Origin of the sequence: Kitasatospora sp. NPDC017646, from assembly GCF_044329365.1 — a bacterium.
Lineage (GTDB): Bacteria > Actinomycetota > Actinomycetes > Streptomycetales > Streptomycetaceae > Kitasatospora.
In genome coordinates this window covers 94,448-108,959 of the sequence record NZ_JBIRJC010000012.1, presented here as the reverse complement: position 1 = coordinate 108,959, position 14,512 = coordinate 94,448, and the positions used below count along the sequence as shown (strand labels likewise).

At 74.0% G+C, this 14,512-nt stretch carries 18 protein-coding genes; 10 read left to right on the top strand and 8 right to left on the bottom strand.

The features are described from left to right. Positions 1-482: 482 nt before the first annotated feature. Positions 483-1,037 carry a GNAT family N-acetyltransferase gene (locus tag ACH4J0_RS20480; RefSeq protein WP_396241958.1) on the top strand — a complete coding sequence of 185 codons (555 nt, stop codon included), beginning with the start codon at positions 483-485 and terminating at the stop codon, positions 1,035-1,037. Between the two features lie 14 nt (positions 1,038-1,051). Here ACH4J0_RS20480 and ACH4J0_RS20475 read toward each other — a convergent pair whose 3' ends face one another. Next, positions 1,052-1,801, bottom strand: coding sequence for a TetR/AcrR family transcriptional regulator (locus tag ACH4J0_RS20475; RefSeq protein ID WP_396241957.1), 750 nt, complete (start codon positions 1,799-1,801; stop codon positions 1,052-1,054). 79 nt (positions 1,802-1,880) lie between these two features. Here ACH4J0_RS20475 and ACH4J0_RS20470 point away from each other — a divergent pair, with 79 nt between their 5' ends. Beyond that, positions 1,881-2,813 (top strand): zinc-binding dehydrogenase, encoded by a 933-nt coding sequence (locus tag ACH4J0_RS20470; RefSeq protein WP_396241956.1) that lies wholly within the window; start codon positions 1,881-1,883, stop codon positions 2,811-2,813. 75 nt (positions 2,814-2,888) lie between these two features. On the opposite strand, the gene ACH4J0_RS20465 is transcribed toward ACH4J0_RS20470, so the two are convergent. Then, positions 2,889-3,404: an SDR family oxidoreductase gene (locus ACH4J0_RS20465; protein ID WP_396241955.1), complete on the bottom strand. Its 516-nt coding sequence runs from the start codon at positions 3,402-3,404 to the stop codon at positions 2,889-2,891. A gap of 37 nt (positions 3,405-3,441) precedes the next feature. Further along, entirely contained in the window at positions 3,442-4,431 is a 990-nt protein-coding gene (locus ACH4J0_RS20460; RefSeq protein WP_396241954.1) for a zinc-binding alcohol dehydrogenase family protein, read from the bottom strand. Positions 4,432-4,540: 109 nt separating this feature from the next. Here ACH4J0_RS20460 and ACH4J0_RS20455 point away from each other — a divergent pair, with 109 nt between their 5' ends. After that, the gene (locus tag ACH4J0_RS20455; RefSeq protein WP_396241953.1) at positions 4,541-4,954 is read left to right on the top strand and encodes an ArsR/SmtB family transcription factor; all 414 of its coding nucleotides are present in this window, start codon (positions 4,541-4,543) and stop codon (positions 4,952-4,954) included. 9 nt (positions 4,955-4,963) lie between these two features. Here ACH4J0_RS20455 and ACH4J0_RS20450 read toward each other — a convergent pair whose 3' ends face one another. Both ACH4J0_RS20450 and ACH4J0_RS20445 read right to left on the bottom strand, forming a co-directional pair. Continuing rightward, positions 4,964-5,539, bottom strand: a complete 576-nt coding sequence (locus ACH4J0_RS20450) for a hypothetical protein (protein ID WP_396241952.1) — start codon at positions 5,537-5,539, stop codon at positions 4,964-4,966. Positions 5,540-5,676: 137 nt separating this feature from the next. Next, positions 5,677-6,444, bottom strand: coding sequence for a CDP-alcohol phosphatidyltransferase family protein (locus ACH4J0_RS20445; RefSeq protein WP_396241951.1), 768 nt, complete (start codon positions 6,442-6,444; stop codon positions 5,677-5,679). A 278-nt stretch (positions 6,445-6,722) separates the two neighbouring features. Between ACH4J0_RS20445 and ACH4J0_RS20440 the strand changes: the two genes are divergently transcribed. Together ACH4J0_RS20440 and ACH4J0_RS20435 are read left to right on the top strand one after the other, a co-directional pair. Beyond that, positions 6,723-7,289 (top strand): NUDIX hydrolase, encoded by a 567-nt coding sequence (locus ACH4J0_RS20440; protein WP_396241950.1) that lies wholly within the window; start codon positions 6,723-6,725, stop codon positions 7,287-7,289. Positions 7,290-7,324: 35 nt separating this feature from the next. Continuing rightward, positions 7,325-8,014 (top strand): HAD family hydrolase, encoded by a 690-nt coding sequence (locus tag ACH4J0_RS20435; protein ID WP_396241949.1) that lies wholly within the window; start codon positions 7,325-7,327, stop codon positions 8,012-8,014. Between the two features lie 10 nt (positions 8,015-8,024). On the opposite strand, the gene ACH4J0_RS20430 is transcribed toward ACH4J0_RS20435, so the two are convergent. Both ACH4J0_RS20430 and ACH4J0_RS20425 read right to left on the bottom strand, forming a co-directional pair. Continuing rightward, positions 8,025-8,717: a YidC/Oxa1 family membrane protein insertase gene (locus ACH4J0_RS20430; protein WP_396241948.1), complete on the bottom strand. Its 693-nt coding sequence runs from the start codon at positions 8,715-8,717 to the stop codon at positions 8,025-8,027. A gap of 88 nt (positions 8,718-8,805) precedes the next feature. Further along, complete coding sequence (locus tag ACH4J0_RS20425) at positions 8,806-9,099, bottom strand: DUF6412 domain-containing protein (RefSeq protein ID WP_396241947.1); 294 nt, start codon at positions 9,097-9,099, stop codon at positions 8,806-8,808. Positions 9,100-9,296: 197 nt separating this feature from the next. On the opposite strand from ACH4J0_RS20425, the gene ACH4J0_RS20420 reads away from it, so the two are divergent. Both ACH4J0_RS20420 and ACH4J0_RS20415 read left to right on the top strand, forming a co-directional pair. Then, positions 9,297-9,581 carry a type II toxin-antitoxin system Phd/YefM family antitoxin gene (locus tag ACH4J0_RS20420; RefSeq protein ID WP_030290733.1) on the top strand — a complete coding sequence of 95 codons (285 nt, stop codon included), beginning with the start codon at positions 9,297-9,299 and terminating at the stop codon, positions 9,579-9,581. Then, positions 9,574-9,996 (top strand): type II toxin-antitoxin system VapC family toxin, encoded by a 423-nt coding sequence (locus ACH4J0_RS20415; RefSeq protein WP_396241946.1) that lies wholly within the window; start codon positions 9,574-9,576, stop codon positions 9,994-9,996. Before ACH4J0_RS20420 ends, ACH4J0_RS20415 begins: the two co-directional genes overlap by 8 nt. Positions 9,997-10,047: 51 nt before the next feature. On the opposite strand, the gene ACH4J0_RS20410 is transcribed toward ACH4J0_RS20415, so the two are convergent. Further along, positions 10,048-11,136, bottom strand: coding sequence for a Gfo/Idh/MocA family oxidoreductase (locus ACH4J0_RS20410; protein WP_396241945.1), 1,089 nt, complete (start codon positions 11,134-11,136; stop codon positions 10,048-10,050). A gap of 229 nt (positions 11,137-11,365) precedes the next feature. Between ACH4J0_RS20410 and ACH4J0_RS20405 the strand changes: the two genes are divergently transcribed. From ACH4J0_RS20405 to ACH4J0_RS20395, 3 genes are all read left to right on the top strand, one after another. After that, positions 11,366-12,145 carry an HAD-IIA family hydrolase gene (locus ACH4J0_RS20405; RefSeq protein WP_396241944.1) on the top strand — a complete coding sequence of 260 codons (780 nt, stop codon included), beginning with the start codon at positions 11,366-11,368 and terminating at the stop codon, positions 12,143-12,145. Between the two features lie 94 nt (positions 12,146-12,239). After that, positions 12,240-13,454 carry a low temperature requirement protein A gene (locus tag ACH4J0_RS20400; RefSeq protein WP_396241943.1) on the top strand — a complete coding sequence of 405 codons (1,215 nt, stop codon included), beginning with the start codon at positions 12,240-12,242 and terminating at the stop codon, positions 13,452-13,454. A 129-nt stretch (positions 13,455-13,583) separates the two neighbouring features. After that, positions 13,584-14,261, top strand: coding sequence for a uracil-DNA glycosylase (locus tag ACH4J0_RS20395; RefSeq protein WP_396242059.1), 678 nt, complete (start codon positions 13,584-13,586; stop codon positions 14,259-14,261). Positions 14,262-14,512 lie beyond the last annotated feature (251 nt).

The following is a 14,512-nucleotide window of genomic DNA, read 5'->3' as shown; positions in this document are numbered from 1 at the left end:
TAACACCCCCGGGGCGCCCCCCTGGGGGGGGGGGGCGCCCCAAACCCCCGCGCCGCGCGGGGGGGGGTGGTGGGTAGGGGGCCCGGGCCGACTTCCCGTCCACGGCCACCACTAGGCTCACCTCCCTGGTCCGGGGGGAGCCGCCCCGGCCGCCCCGTCGTACGAACTCCCGGGGGAGCCGCCGTCGCCTTCTACGGCAGCGAGATCTGGCGCCGGGGGCCGCGCGAGGCGATCGTCTCCCGGATCGACAGCATGCACTCGATCGTGATCGAGGTGCCCGAGCGCGCCGTGGAGGCCTTCGAGCGCCCCTGAGGCGTGAGCCCCTTCCCCGGTCTCGGCGGGACCCGCTGCCTGCCGCCGTGTGGATGCGGCGAACCCGCTCCGCGAGCTCCCGGGGCCGCTGCCGCAGCCGGGGGAAGCCCGGTCCGGCGGCGTGGAAAAGGGGGTTGCCAGCGCGGACGGGCGCTCGTGATGATCGTGCGATGAGCACCACCATCAGACGGGTACGGACCGACGAGTGGGAGCGGGTCAAGGAGATCCGCCTCGCCGCGCTGCAGGACCCGATCGCGCACCTCGCCTTCCTGGACACGTACGAGAACGCCTCCGCCAAGCCCGACGGGTTCTGGCAGCAGCGCACCGCCGGCGCCGCCGAGGGCGAGGCCGTGTGGCAGGGCGTCGCCGAGGCCCCCGACGGGCGCTGGCTCGGCACCATGACCGTGCTCGTCGAGCAGCCCGGCGGGGACGGCGCCCTCGGCGGCGACGTCATCACCGTCCCGCAGGCCCACGTCGTCGGCGTCTACGTCCGCCCCGAGGCGCGCGGCACCGGCCTGGCGCACGAGCTGATCCGGGCCGCCCAGGACTGGGCCTGGTCGCTCACCGAGCCCCGGCTCCAGCGCGTCCGGCTGTACGTCCACGAGGACAACGCCCGCGCCCAGGCCATGTACGAGCGGGCCGGCTTCAAGCACTCCGGCGTGTCCGTGCCGGTGCCGGGCGACGAGACGCACCGGGAGATCGAGCTCGCCGTCGAGCGGGACTGACTCCCGCCCCGACCTCAGGCGTTCCGCGGCAGCAGGCCGCCGAGCGCCGTGCGCTCGTCGCCGACGGTCGTCGTCCTGGACACGGGCGCTTGCACGGTCTCCTCGCCGCGCGGTTGCGCCGTCGTGGCGAGGGTGCCCGGGAGCTCGGCGCAGGCCGCTCGGAGGCGCCGGGCGAGGTCCTCGCGGGTGTGTCCGGAGGGTTGGGCCACCCAGGCGGCGAGGGCCTGGTGGAAGGCGGAGACCAGCATGTCCAGTGCGAGCCGGATGCGCAGGGCGGCGACGCCCTCCTCGGCGGTGTCCAGGGTGAACCGCCGCTCCGTGACGGCCGCCGCCTCCCGGCTGACACGGCCGCAGAAAGCCAGTCCGTGGGCGTCCATCGAGGGCGTCACGGCGGCCAACTTCCGGCTCGCCAGGGCGCGTTCGGCCCACCCCGGGCTCGACATCCGGTCGATCGCCTCGACCAGGACCTCCTCGTACAGCGAGACCAGTGGCCGGCCCTGCGGCGGGCGGTCCTCCAGCACCTCCAGGAATGCCGTCCAGAGGTCCTGGGTGGGCGCCGCCGCGACGTCCTCCTTGCTGCTGAACGCGCGGAAGAACGTCCGCTTGGAGACCTCGACCGCCTCGCACAGCTGGTCCAGGGTCACCCGGTCGAAGCCGCGCTCGCCGAACAGCTCCAGCGCGGTGTCGATGAGCGCCTGGCGGGTGCGCAGCTTCTTGCGCTCGCGCAGGGGGAGCGCGGGGTCATCCGGAGTCATCGGGGTCATCCGGGCCAGTGTATCCGGGCAGCGATTGCCACCTGTAGGCTTATGCCACTCAGTGGCAGAATTCAGGGGAGGATCCTCCATGCGCGCACTTCTGGTCGACCGCTCGGCTCCCGGCGGCCTTCGCCTCGGCACCGCCCCCGACCCCGAACCTGCGCCGCACCAGGCGCTGGTCCGGGTCACCGCGACCTCGCTCAACCACGGTGAGGTCGCCTTCGGCCTCGACTCGGCCCCCGACGGCACCGTGCTCGGCTGGGACGCGGCCGGAATCGTGGAGCGCGCCGCCGCCGACGGCTCCGGCCCTGTGGCCGGGACTCCGGTGGTCACCCTGATGCCCGCCGGTGCATGGGCCGAACTGCGGGCCGTCGACACCGAGTTGATCGGCGTCGCACCCGCCGGGGCCGACCCGGCCGCGCTCGCCACCATCCCGGTCGCCGGCGCCACCGCCCTGCGCGCCCTGCACCGCGCGGGGCCGCTGCTCGGCCGCACCGTACTGGTGACGGCGGCCACCGGCGGCGTCGGGCGGTACGCCGTCCAACTCGCCCGCGCCGCAGGGGCGTACGTGATCGCGTCCACCGGCGCACCCGAGCGGAACCGTGCTCTGCTGGAGCGGCTGGGCGCGCACGAGGTGGTCGGGGCGCCCGGGCAGGCCTCGCGTCCGGTCGACGGAGTGGTCGAGCTGGTCGGCGGGCCTCAGCTGGTCGATGCCTACGCCGCCCTGGTTGAGGGTGGCACCCTGGTCGCCGCCGGACACATCGCGGGCCAGGGAGAGGACTTCCCGTTCGGCGCGCTGTTCGGTGACCAGCAGCGGCACGACCGCAGCCTGGTGACCTTCTTCCTGCTCGGCTGCACCGGCCTCGGCCGGGACCTCACCTGGCTCGCACACCGCGTCGCCGCGGGGGAGTTGGACCCGGGCATCACCTGGCGCGGGAGCTGGGACGGCGCGGCGGAGGCCGTCGACGCCCTGCTCGCCGGGCGGCTTCACGGCAAGGCGGTGCTGACCTTCGACGCCTGAGTCCCGACCCCCTTTTGGCTCCGGTCGGGGCCCGTCGTGCCGTACGGGCCCCGACCGGGTGCGCCGCGTGGCGGACTACCGGAAGTCCTCCGCGTGCTCCCGCACCCAGGAGCGGAAGCTACGGGCCGGGTGACGGACACCGTGGAGCAGGTGCTCGGCCGCGTGGGCGATCGCCTCGGGCCCGGTGACCAGGTACTTGGCGCCTTCGTGCCCGTCCTCGGTGAGCGCCCGTACGACCACGTCAGCGATGTCCCGCTCGTGGATCAGCGAGCGGCGGGCCTGCCCGTACGGCCAGCGGACGACGCCCGCGCGGACCTTGTCGGCCCAGGCGAGCACGTTGCCCGCGAAGTCGATCGCCCGGACGAAGGTCCACCCCAGGCCGGACTTGCGGATCAGCCGCTCGATCTCCTGGTGGAAGATCGCGGGCGGCTCGTCGTCGGCGGCGTCCGGCACGTCCGTCGAGAGGTGGACGACCCGCTCGGCGTGCTCGGCGATCGGCTCCACGATCCGTGGCCGCACGGGGATCCCGGGCCACATCAGGTAGACGGCGTCCACCCCGTCGCCCAGCGCCCCCGCCCGCCACCAGCGCACTTCACCTGTCCGTCGTGCGCCGGCCCCGGCTGCCTGGTCAACCGGCCACGCGCACCACGTACTTGCCGGTGGCCCGCCCCTCCTGCATCGCGTCGTGCGCCGCCGGTACGGCCTCCAGGCCCGGCAGTTCGGTGAGCGGGACGGTGAGGCCGCCGTCGGCCTGGAGGCCGAGGGTGGTGCGGATGGCCCGAGCGAGGCGCTCCGGGGCGGTGGCGGCGAAGGCGCGGTGGCTGAAGCCGGTGACGGAGAGGTTGCCGCCCATCAGACGGCCGAGCGGGGGCAGGTCGTTCACCTCGCCGCCGCCCGCGTTGCCGAACAGGACGATCCGGGCGCCGGGCGCGGCGACCGTCAGGTCGAGCTCCAGCGCGGCGGTGCCCAGTGGGTCGAGCACCAGGTCGACGCCCCGGCCGCCGGTGGCGGTTCGGACGGCCTCGGCGAGCTCCTCGTCGCGGGCGAAGGCGTGGTGGTAGCCGAGGTCGACGGTGGCCGCGGCCTTCTCGGGGCGGCCGACCGTGCCGATCAGAGTGCCCTCGCCGCCGAGCAGCGGGACGAGCTGGGCGATGGCGCTGCCGATGCCGCCGCCCGCCGAGTGGACCAGCACGTTGTCCCCGGCGGTCAGCCGACCCGCGTCCGTGAGCAGCAGGACGGCGGTGGCGAGGCCGAGCGGGGCGGCGGCGGCCGTGCTGAGCTCAAGCCCGTCCGGGACGGGGAGGGTCAGTACGGCCTCGGCGACCACGACCTCGGCCAGTCCGCCGCCGACCGGTGCGGCGACCACCCGGTCGCCCACGGCCAGTCCGGTGACGCCCTCGCCGAGCTCCCGGACCGTACCGGCCACCTCCTTGCCCGGCAGGTAGGGCCACTCGGAGGTGTATCCGCCGTCGCCCCGGCGGGCCATCACGTCCACGAAGTTCAGTCCGGCCCAGGCGACGTCGATCGCCACCTGGCCGGGGCCGGGGCGCGGCGCCTCGACCTGCCGGATCTCGGAGTTCTCGGCTCCACCGGGTGCGGTCATCACCAGTGCGCGCATGTCGGTCCCCCTGGACTACGATGTTCGACGAACGGCGAAATTGCCGTGGCACAGTGGTACCGCTCGTTTCGGCGTTTGTCGAACATCCCAGATCAGAGGAGGTAGGAGCGTGCCCCGCAGCACCCGTCGCCGGCCGGCGCCCGCCCACCCGGCGACCGAGGAGATCGACCTGTACGACGTTCTCCACGCGCTCTCCGACCCCACCCGGATGACCATCGTGCGCGTTCTGCGGACCGAGCCCGAACGGGCCTGCGGCACCTTCCCGGTGGACGTCGCGCCCTCCACCCTCAGCCACCACTTCAAGGTGCTGCGCGAGGCCGGGGTGATCAGCCAGCGCGAGGAGGCCAACCGCCGGTTCTCCGCGCTGCGGACGGTCGACCTGGAACGGCGCTTCCCCGGACTGCTCGACACCGTGCTCGCCGCGCTCGCCCGCAACGAGCCGGGCGAGCGCGGCGAGTTCGACGACGGGCACGACGGCGAACCCGGCGGCGGGCGCGGCTCCGAGGTGGCCCGGCACGGGTAGCTTCCGCGGTCAGGCGCCGGCCCCGCGGTGCCTGCGGTGGTACGAGACGGTGACCGCCGCCAGCAGCGGACCCCAGGCGACGGCGGGCAGGTAGAGGAACCCGACCAGCAGGTGCCCGAGCGGGGTCATGTTCGGGTGGGCCATCGCCCACCAGGCCAGGAACGGCGTCCAGAGCACCGTCAGCCCGGCGGCGCCCAGCGAGGCCGCCAGGACGACGCGGCGCGGGTTGACCGGGTGCCCGCCGAGGAGCGGGACCCAGCGCGGCGGCACCGTGCCCCAGGGGCGGACCAGCCCGAGGGTGAGCAGGGCCAGCGCCTCGGTGAGCACGCTCAGGGTGAGCGGCCAGACCGCGTTCCAGCCGGTGAAGCCCACCGCGTGGTAGCCCGCGTCGGTGTACCCGCCGTGCCAGCCCAGGACCAGCCCGAGCCGCCACAGCCCGGCCGGCAGCGCGGTGACCGCGGCCACGTGGGCGGCGCGGACCGCCCAGCGCGGCGGGGCGGGAACGGCGGGCGCCGCGGTCGGGGCGCTACATGCGGTGGCGGCGGTGGTGGTGGGGCCGGTGGCCGCAGGCTGGGGCGTCGTCATGCGTTCACCCTCACGTGCGGGCCACCGCCACGGCGTCCGCCCGGCGACGGGCTCGTGCGGGGCCCCTCCCCCTGGTGGGGGAGGGCCGGCTCGGCCCTACGGAGGCCGGTGGCGGCGCCGGTTGCGGCCGCCGGACGTCAGCGCAGCCGCGAGGAGGAGAGGATCGACGCCAGGTGCGCCACCACCATCCCCCAGGTGATCACCGTGATCCCGGCGAGCGTCCACCGGGTCGCGTCCAGGTCGTGCAGCCCGGCGTCCACCACGGCCGCCGCCAGCAGCACCAGCGAGGCCTCGATGCCGTTCGTCACCCGGTGGATCTTGAAGATCGAGGCGAACCGACGGGCCGTCGCGATGCCCTGGGAACGCGGCTGGGTCGACTCCTCGTCCGCCGGCGGCTGTCCGCTGCGCGCGCGGGCCACGTCCACCAGGTCCGTCGACGCCTTGAGCAGCACCACGCCCAGCGCGGCCGCCAGGCCCGCCGACACCCAAAGCTCCGAGCCGCCGCGCGCCGCCCGGACGCCGGCGCCGATCATCAGCGCGGCGTCCGCCAGATAGGCGCCGAGCCGGTCCACGTACACCCCGGCCATGCTGAACCGGCGCTTCCAGCGCGCCACTTCGCCGTCCACGCAGTCGAACAGCAGGAACAGCTGGAACAGCACCGCCGCGAGCACCGCGCCGGTCGGACCCGGGATCAGCAGGGCCGCGCCGCCGCCGACCCCGCACACCACCATCACCCAGGTCAGGGTGTTCGGCGAGACCGAGGTGCGCACCAGCTGCCGGGTGGTCCGCAGCGAGATCGCCCGCATGTACATCCGACCCGCCCAGTGCTCACCGTTGCGGCTCTGCAGCTTGGCCTGCGGCTGGCACACCTCGCGCAGCTCGGCGAGCGCCGGAGCAGCCACCATGACGACATCCCTCCACCTGTCCCGAAACGATCACCACAGGCTACGGCCTCCGGGCGGGCGCGCTGACCCGCGGGTACGGCCCCGCAGGTACGGCCCCGGGGCCGGGAAAACCGGTGGGCCGCCCGGCCGCCCCGGGGCTAGGCTTCCCGGGTTCACCGGAACCGGAGCCCCGACCCGACCGACCGCTCCCGCAAGCCCGTTGGCGTTCCTCGCCGTGACGCGGCCCGGCGGGGACGGCGCGACGCCGCCCCGAGGCGGAACGAGGAGAGCACATCACCATGGTGACCACGGGCACCGCACCGCAGAGCCCCGGCCTGGCCCGACTTCTGGCCGACCACCGCCCGCAGGGCCCGGTCGAGGCCGCCGACCACGCCCGGGCCCGCGCCCTGGTCGACGCCCCCGACGCCTGGGACCGCGGCACCCCGCTGCACTTCACCGCCTCCGCGCTGATCGTCCACCCGCCCACCCGACGGGTGCTGCTGCGCTGGCACGTCCGCCAGCAGGCCTGGTTGCAGGTCGGCGGCCACGGCGACCCGGGGGAGACGCTGCCGCTGGACATCGCCCTGCGCGAGGGCCTGGAGGAGACCGGCCTGACCGACCTCACCCCCTGGCCCGACGCCGCCCTCCTCCACCTCGCAGTGGTGCCCGTCCCGGCCTCGCCCGTCGAACCCGCCCACGAGCACGCCGACCTGCGCTTCCTGCTGGCCACCGGTACCCCGGACGACGCCCGGCCGGAGAACCCCGCCTCCCCGCTGGAGTGGCTCACGGTCGAGGAGGCCCGGCAGCGGACCACCGAGGACAACTTCCGCGAGACCCTCGACCGCGCCGCCCGCCTGCTCGGCTGAACCGCCCTCCCCCTAAGGACCGTTGAGGAACCTTGATGCACACCGACCAGACCCTCATCTTCGACGCCGACGACACCCTCTGGGAGAACAACGTCCTCTTCGAGCGGGTCATCGACGGCTTCCTGGACTGGGTCGCCGGCCCGGTGGAGCGGGACGCCACCCGCAGCCTGCTCGACCGGATCGAGGCCGCCAACGCCGCCGAACTCGGCTACGGCGCCACCGTCTTCCGGCAGAGCCTCGCGGACTGCCTGCGACAGCTGAACGAGGACCGCACCCCCACCGCGGCCGAACTGGCCCGGATCGACGAGCTGCTCGCCCCCCTCACCCGCCGCGGCGAGATCGAGCTGATCCCCGGCGTCGCCGACACCCTCACCGCCCTCGCCGACCGCCACCACCTGCTGCTGCTCACCAAGGGCGACCAGGAGGAGCAGCGGGCCAAGGTGACGGCCTCCACCATCGACCACCACTTCCGCGGCGTCCACATCGTGGCCGAGAAGTCCGTCGACACCTACCGGCAGCTCACCGCGGAGCTCGGCCTCGACCCGCACCGGACCTGGATGATCGGCAACTCGCCCAAGTCCGACATCGCCCCCGCCCGCCGGGCCGGCCTGCGCACCGTGTTCATCCCGCACGAGCACACCTGGGTGCTGGAGCACGAGGACCTCGGCCCGGACGAGGCGACGCTGCAGCTCACGGCCTTCCCGGAGCTGCTGCGCCACTTCTGAGACGGCGGGCCTAGATCGCCAGCGCCGTCGCCGGGGCCTGGTTCGTACCCCGGTACAGCCAGGCCCGCTCGGAGGCCGACCACATGCTCGTGGTCAGCAGGTAGAGCCCGGCGGCCACCGGTACCAGCACCGCGAACAGCACCGAGGCGAAGGACAGGTACGGCAGCAGAGCCGCCCCCGGCTGCGGGGTGGTCTGCGCCGCCGCCGCACGCCGGGCCCGGCGGTAGTTGACGTACCCGACCGCCGCCAGCCCGGCGTACAGCAGGCCGAACACCGCGAACTGCCCGGCGCCGTGGGCGTTCCCGACGTGCAGGCCCAGCGGCACGCCGAACAGGGTGTGGTCCAGCAGGTCGTTGGGGGTGGTGAACAGCCGGTACATCACCGAGAAGAACGGGATCTGGATCAGCATCGGCAGGCAACCCGCGAACGGCGAGACCTGCTCCTTCCGGTACAGCTCCGCGAGCGCCTCGCGCGCCCTCTCCGGGTTGTTCCTGTGCTTCTTGTTCAGCTCGGCGACCTTCGGCGCGAGCTTCGTACGGGCCTTCTCCCCGCGCGCAGCCGCCCGCGCCAGCGGGTGCAGGCAGAGCCGTACGGCGAGGACGAACAGGACGATCGCCAGCGCGGTCGGCAGCAGGTGGGCGATGGCGGACACCACGGCGTGGGCGACGGTGACGGCCGGGTCGAGAACAGACAGAACGGACATGGTGGAGCGAGCCCTCCGGGGTCTCAGGACATGAGTGATCGGCGGAGGACGGCCGCGAAGGAACCCACGGCGACGGGGCGACGAGGGGTTACGCGGCCGCCGGGGCCGCTCCCGGCGCCCTGGGGCGTCGCCTGCCCCGGGCGTCCGGATCACGCTGCGGAAGGAACGCCGTACGGAACGCCCGGCGTCGCAGCACGCCGCTGCGCACCGCCGCCGGGGCTCGCGCCCCCAACAGCCGCGCTCCGGCCAGTGCGCCCGCGACCGCCCCGGCCACCAGGACCACGGCCGCGACGGCGGCGACGGACGCGAGCGCGCCGCCGTCGGTCACCAGCTGTCCGGTCAACATCCGGAGCAGGCTCAGCAGCATCGCGACGACACCCACGGCGGCCCCCCTCTCGATGTCTTCCCGGTTCGGACGTTCAGCAGGACGATCGTACGGGCTGTCGAGTTCCCGCGGTGCGGCGGTGCGGCGGTGCGGCGGTGCGGCGGTGCGCGCAGTGCCGCAGTCCCGCAGTGCCGCAGTGCCGCAGTGCCGCGCGAAGCGTAGCCACCGGTGCTACGCAGGGCTACCGTGGATCCATGAAGACGATTACCCAGCGGGAGTTCCGGAACAACTCCGCCGCGGTGATGGACGCGGTGGAGGCCGGGGAGACCTTCCACATCACCAGGAACGGGGTCGAGGTCGCGGAGCTGCGGCCGGTGTCCGGGCGCCGGAGGCTCACGGCCGAGGAGCTGGTGGCGCGGCACGTGAAGCTGCCGCGGGTGGACTACCAGGAGATGCGCAAGGAGGCCGAGGAGTACTTCGGGCCCGAGGAGCTGGTGGGGGACGAGGGCGACGACCCGTTCGAGCGGCGGCGTGGCTGAGCGCCGCAGACCACCCCGGCGGCGGCCCGCCGGGGTGCTGGACACCTGCGTCTACATCGACCTTGCCCTGCTGAACCCCGCCGACCTGCCCGCCGTGCCGGAGCTGACCGCGATCACCTTCGCCGAACTCCAGCAGGGCGTCTCGATGGCCCGAGACCCGGTCAGCCGGGCGGCCCGGCTGGAGGTGCTGGGCGCGGCGATGGCCGACTTCGACCCGCTGCCCTTCGACGCGGCCGCTGCCGCCCGCTACGGGACCCTCGTCACCCTGACGATCGCCGCCGGGCGCCAGCCGCGCCCGCGCCGGATCGACCTGATGATCGCCGCCGTCGCCTCCGCCCACGGGCTGCCGCTGTACACCCGCAACGTGGCGGACTTCCGGGGCCTGGGCTCGGCCGTGGAGATCATCGGACTGTGACGGCGGGTGGCTCCGCCGGAGCCCCGATGCGGGCGGAGCCGCCCGGCGCTGTCAGACGAGTCGGACCGCCGACCCGGTGGCCGCGGAGGTGCGGGCCGCCTCCAGGACGGTGAGGGTGGCCACCGCGTCGCGCGGGTCGACCGGGGGCGGGGTGCCGGGGACGGCCAGGGCGGCGGCGATGCCGGCGTAGTAGGCCGGGTAGTCGCCCGGTTCGGTGGGCAGGGAGATCGCGGACTCGTCGGTGCCCAGGGTGCCGTAGTGCTCGGGCAGGTCGGCGCCCCACGGGTGGCTGCCGTCCGGGCGGTGGCCCGACCGCAGCTCCCCCTCCTGGGGGTCCATGCCGTGCTTGACGTATCCGGCGGTGTCGCCGAGCACCCGCAGCCGGGGGCCGATCAGCGGGGTGATGGCGCTGGTCCACAGGTGCGAGCGGGTGCCGGAGGCGTGGGTCAGGGCGAGGAAGGCGTCGTCGTCGACCACCGCGCCGTCGCGCCGCACGTCGATCTCCGCGTACACCATCTCGACCGGCCCGAAGAGGGTGAGCGCCTGGTCGACGAGGTGGCTGCCCAGGTCGTACAGGGTGCCGCCGATCTCGGCCGGGTCGGCCAGCTCGCGCCAGCCCGGCTTGGGCTTGGGGCGGAATCGCTCGAAGCGGGACTCGAAGCGGTGCACCCTGCCCAGTGCCCCGCCGCGCACCAGCCGGCTCGCGGTGAGGAAGTCGCCGTCCCAGCGCCGGTTCTGGAACACCGAGAGCAGGGTGCCCCGCTCCTCGGCGAGCCGGCACAGCTCCAGCGCCTCGGCGGCGGTGCCGGCCAGCGGCTTGTCCACCACGGTGGCCAGGCCCGCACGCAGGGCGGCGCGGGCGAGCGGGGCGTGGGTGCGGTTGGGCGAGGCGATGACGACCAGGTCCAGAGCGTCCGGGTCGGCGAGCAGCTGCTCGGGGGTGTCGACCGCGCGGGCGTCGGGATGCTCCTGCCGCAGCTGCTCGCGGCGCTCCGGGTTGGCGGTGACCACGGCGTCCAGCCTCAGCCCCGGGGTGGTGGCGATGAGCGGGGCGTGGAAGGCGGAGCCGGCCAGGCCGTAGCCGATCAGGCCGACGCGCAGCGGGCGGTCGTGCGGGGCGCGGGGGGTCTGCGGGTTCATGCCGCCCACTCAATCACGAGGCGCCCGGTTGCTCCCGGTTTCCACGGGACGGGCACCACATGACTGCTGCGCGGTCGTCGGGCGGTCGTCGGGTGGCCGTCGCACGACTGCCGCACTGCTGCCGCATCCCGCCCAGCGGGACGTCCCTGTCCCCGGTCACCTGCGCGGATTAGGCTGTGCCGGGTCAGGGCCCCACGCAAGACGCTGCAACACTTCGGGAGACACGCACGTGGCAGACCGCAAGCCCATCGAGTCCTGGCTGACCGACATGGACGGTGTCCTCATCCACGAGGGCACGCCGATCCCCGGCGCGGAGGAGTTCCTGCGCAGGCTCCGGGAGTCCGGCAAGCCCTTCCTGGTCCTCACCAACAACTCCATCTACACCCCGCGCGACCTGAGCGCCCGACTGGCCGGGATGGGCCTGGAGGTGCCGGAGGAGTGCATCTGGACCTCCGCCCTGGCCACCGCCAAGTTCCTCGCGGGCCAGCGGCCGAACGGCACCGCGTACGTGATCGGCGAGGCCGGCCTCACCACCGCGCTGTACCAGGCCGGGTACGTCCTGACCGACAACAACCCCGACTACGTGGTCCTCGGCGAGACCCGCACCTACTCCTTCGAGGCGCTCACCAAGGCGATCCGCCTGATCAACCAGGGCGCCCGGTTCATCTGCACCAACCCGGACGAGACCGGCCCCTCCACCGAGGGCGTGCTGCCGGCCACCGGCTCGGTCGCGGCCCTGATCACCAAGGCCACCGGCGTCGAGCCGTACTTCGTCGGCAAGCCCAACCCGCTGATGATGCGCGAGGCGCTGAACACCGCCGGTGCCCACTCGGAGACCGCCGTGATGATCGGCGACCGGATGGACACCGACATCGTCGCGGGCATGGAGGCCGGCATGGAGACCATCCTGGTGCTCACCGGCCTGACCTCCGCCTCCGACGTGGAGCGCTTCCCGTACCGGCCGACCCGGGTGGTCAAGTCGATCGCGGACCTGATCGAGCTGGTCTAGCCTCTGCGGTGCAGTCGCGAGCCCCGTTCCGGCCGAGCGCCGGGGCGGGGCTCGTTCCGTAACGGGTGCCGCAGGGCGGGGAGGCAGGGCGCGGATGAGTGCGACGGGGGAGACGGGCGAAACGGGGGAGACGAGCGCGTCGGGGGTAGTGGCGGGGGCCGGGGAGAAGCGGGTCACCTGGGCGGAGCTCTACTTCGACCTGGTCTTCGTCTTCGCGATCACCCAGGTCTCCGCGCTGCTGCACCACCAGCACGACCTCACCGGGCTGGTCCGGGCCCTGGTGGTGTTCGTGCCGGTCTACTGGTGCTGGGTCGGCACCACCGTGCAGGCCAACATCCGGGACGTGGACAACCCGCGCGACCGCCTCGGCATCCTGCTGGTCGGACTGACCGGCCTGTTCATGGCGCTTGCCGTCCCCGGGGCGTACGGGCGCCGGGGCGTTCTGCTCGGTGCCGCGTACTGGCTGGCCCGGGTGGTGCTGCTGCTCCTGCTGGTGCGCATCCCGGGCGTCTGGCAGGGCCCGTACGGGGCGGGCGTGCTGGTCAGCGGGCCGCTGCTGCTGGTCGGCGGGCTGCTGCCCGACGGTCCGCGACTGGTGCTGTGGGCGGCGGCCGCGCTCTGCGACCTGTCCGCGCCGCTGGTGTTCCGGCGGCGGCTCGCGGACGTGGCCTACCACCCGTCGCACATGCCCGAGCGGTTCGCGCTGTTCCTGCTGGTGGCGATCGGCGAGTCGATCGTGGGGATCGGCGGCTCGGCCGCCGCGGCCCGGTTGGACCTGCCCGAACTGTTCGCCGTGGCGGCCGCGTTCACCATCTCGGCCGGGCTGTGGTGGCAGTACTTCGTGTTCGCGGCGGACGCCATGCGGCACGCGGTGGAGGTCGCCGACTCGCGACGGGACGTGGTCCGGCGGATCTTCCAGTACGGGCACCTGGCGCTGGCCGCCGGGGTGATCGGGGTGGCGGTCGGCTTCGAGGAGACGGTCGCGGACCCGTGGCGGGCGCTCGGCGCCGGGTCGGTGGCGCTGCTGTACGGCGGGTGCGGGCTGTACCTGCTGACCTTCGGGTACACCCGCTGGATGATGTTCCGCCGGGTGTCGACGACCAGGATCGCCGCGGCGGTGGTGGTACTGGGGCTGCTGCCCGCGATGGTGCGGCTGCCGGCGCTGGTGGTGCTGGGGGTGCTGGCGGTGCTGCTGGTGGTGCTCAACGGGGTGGAGTACGTGCGGGTGGTGCGGGCGGCGGGTGCTGGCCCTGCCCCTGACCCTGCCCCGTCGGCTCCTGCCCCCGCCCCGTCGGCTCCCGTGGAGTGAGTTGTCGGTGGGGCTGTGTAGCGTTCGGGGTGTAAGAGGGCGGGCGGCGCAGCAGCCGCGGTGTGGGAGGTAGATGTCGTGACGGACACGGTCGAGGCGGGCGTGGTCGAGGCCGGCGAGGGCGGCGGGCTGGAGCTGCCCGAGTCCTGGCGCGAGGTGCTGGGCGCCGAGACGGAGAAGCCGTACTTCGCGGAGCTGGCGGCCTTCGTGGCGGCCGAGCGCGCTGAGCACGAGGTGTTCCCGCCGAGCGGCCAGGAGTTCGCGGCGCTGGAGGCCACCCCGTACGAGAAGGTCCGGGTGCTCGTCCTCGGTCAGGACCCGTACCACGACAACGGCCAGGCCCACGGCATGAGCTTCTCGGTGCTGCCCGGGACGAAGACGCCGCCGTCGCTGCGCAACATCTTCAAGGAGCTGGACGCCGACCTGGGCGTCCCCGCCCCCGACAACGGGTACCTGATGCACTGGGCCGAGCAGGGCGTGCTGCTGCTCAACGCGGTGCTCACGGTCCGCGCGCACGAGGCCAACTCGCACAAGGCGAAGGGCTGGGAGAAGTTCACCGACGCGGTGATCAAGGCGGTGAGCGCTCGCGAGGAGCCGGTGGTCTTCGTGCTGTGGGGCAACTACGCCAAGAAGAAGCTGCCGCTGATCGACACCGAGAAGCACGTGGTCGTGCAGGGCGCGCACCCGTCGCCGCTGTCCGCCAAGCTGTTCTTCGGCAGCCGTCCGTTCTCGCAGATCAACACGGCGCTGGACGACTTCGGCGGCGAGCCGATCGACTGGCGGGTGCCGGACCTGAAGCAGGGCTGACGCCGAGCCGGGGCCGGTCCGGTGGGGAGCCGGGCCGGGTCGGCGGTGAGTCTGGGGGGACGGGACGGGACGGGACGGGACGGCGTGGCCGTGGGTGGACGGGGTCGGATTCCCGTTCGCCCACGGCCACTTGTCCTTCACCGACGGCTGCCGTCGGCCGGGGTCGGGTGTGCTTAGCTGGTGCCGACCGGTCGCCGGGCCGGTCCTGGGGCGGGGGTCGGGCTTCGGGCTTCGGAGGGGCGGTACGTGCG

Bases quoted from the DNA above. Each gene is read 5' to 3' on its own strand.
- ACH4J0_RS20480 (WP_396241958.1), top strand. From the start codon at position 483: ATGAGCACCACCATCAGACGGGTACGGACCGACGAGTGGGAGCGGGTC.
- ACH4J0_RS20475 (WP_396241957.1), bottom strand. From the start codon at position 1,801: ATGACCCCGATGACTCCGGATGACCCCGCGCTCCCCCTGCGCGAGCGC.
- ACH4J0_RS20470 (WP_396241956.1), top strand. From the start codon at position 1,881: ATGCGCGCACTTCTGGTCGACCGCTCGGCTCCCGGCGGCCTTCGCCTC.
- ACH4J0_RS20460 (WP_396241954.1), bottom strand. From the start codon at position 4,431: ATGCGCGCACTGGTGATGACCGCACCCGGTGGAGCCGAGAACTCCGAG.
- ACH4J0_RS20450 (WP_396241952.1), bottom strand. From the start codon at position 5,539: ATGACGACGCCCCAGCCTGCGGCCACCGGCCCCACCACCACCGCCGCC.
- ACH4J0_RS20445 (WP_396241951.1), bottom strand. From the start codon at position 6,444: ATGGTGGCTGCTCCGGCGCTCGCCGAGCTGCGCGAGGTGTGCCAGCCG.
- ACH4J0_RS20440 (WP_396241950.1), top strand. From the start codon at position 6,723: ATGGTGACCACGGGCACCGCACCGCAGAGCCCCGGCCTGGCCCGACTT.
- ACH4J0_RS20435 (WP_396241949.1), top strand. From the start codon at position 7,325: ATGCACACCGACCAGACCCTCATCTTCGACGCCGACGACACCCTCTGG.
- ACH4J0_RS20430 (WP_396241948.1), bottom strand. From the start codon at position 8,717: ATGTCCGTTCTGTCTGTTCTCGACCCGGCCGTCACCGTCGCCCACGCC.
- ACH4J0_RS20420 (WP_030290733.1), top strand. From the start codon at position 9,297: ATGAAGACGATTACCCAGCGGGAGTTCCGGAACAACTCCGCCGCGGTG.
- ACH4J0_RS20410 (WP_396241945.1), bottom strand. From the start codon at position 11,136: ATGAACCCGCAGACCCCCCGCGCCCCGCACGACCGCCCGCTGCGCGTC.
- ACH4J0_RS20400 (WP_396241943.1), top strand. From the start codon at position 12,240: ATGAGTGCGACGGGGGAGACGGGCGAAACGGGGGAGACGAGCGCGTCG.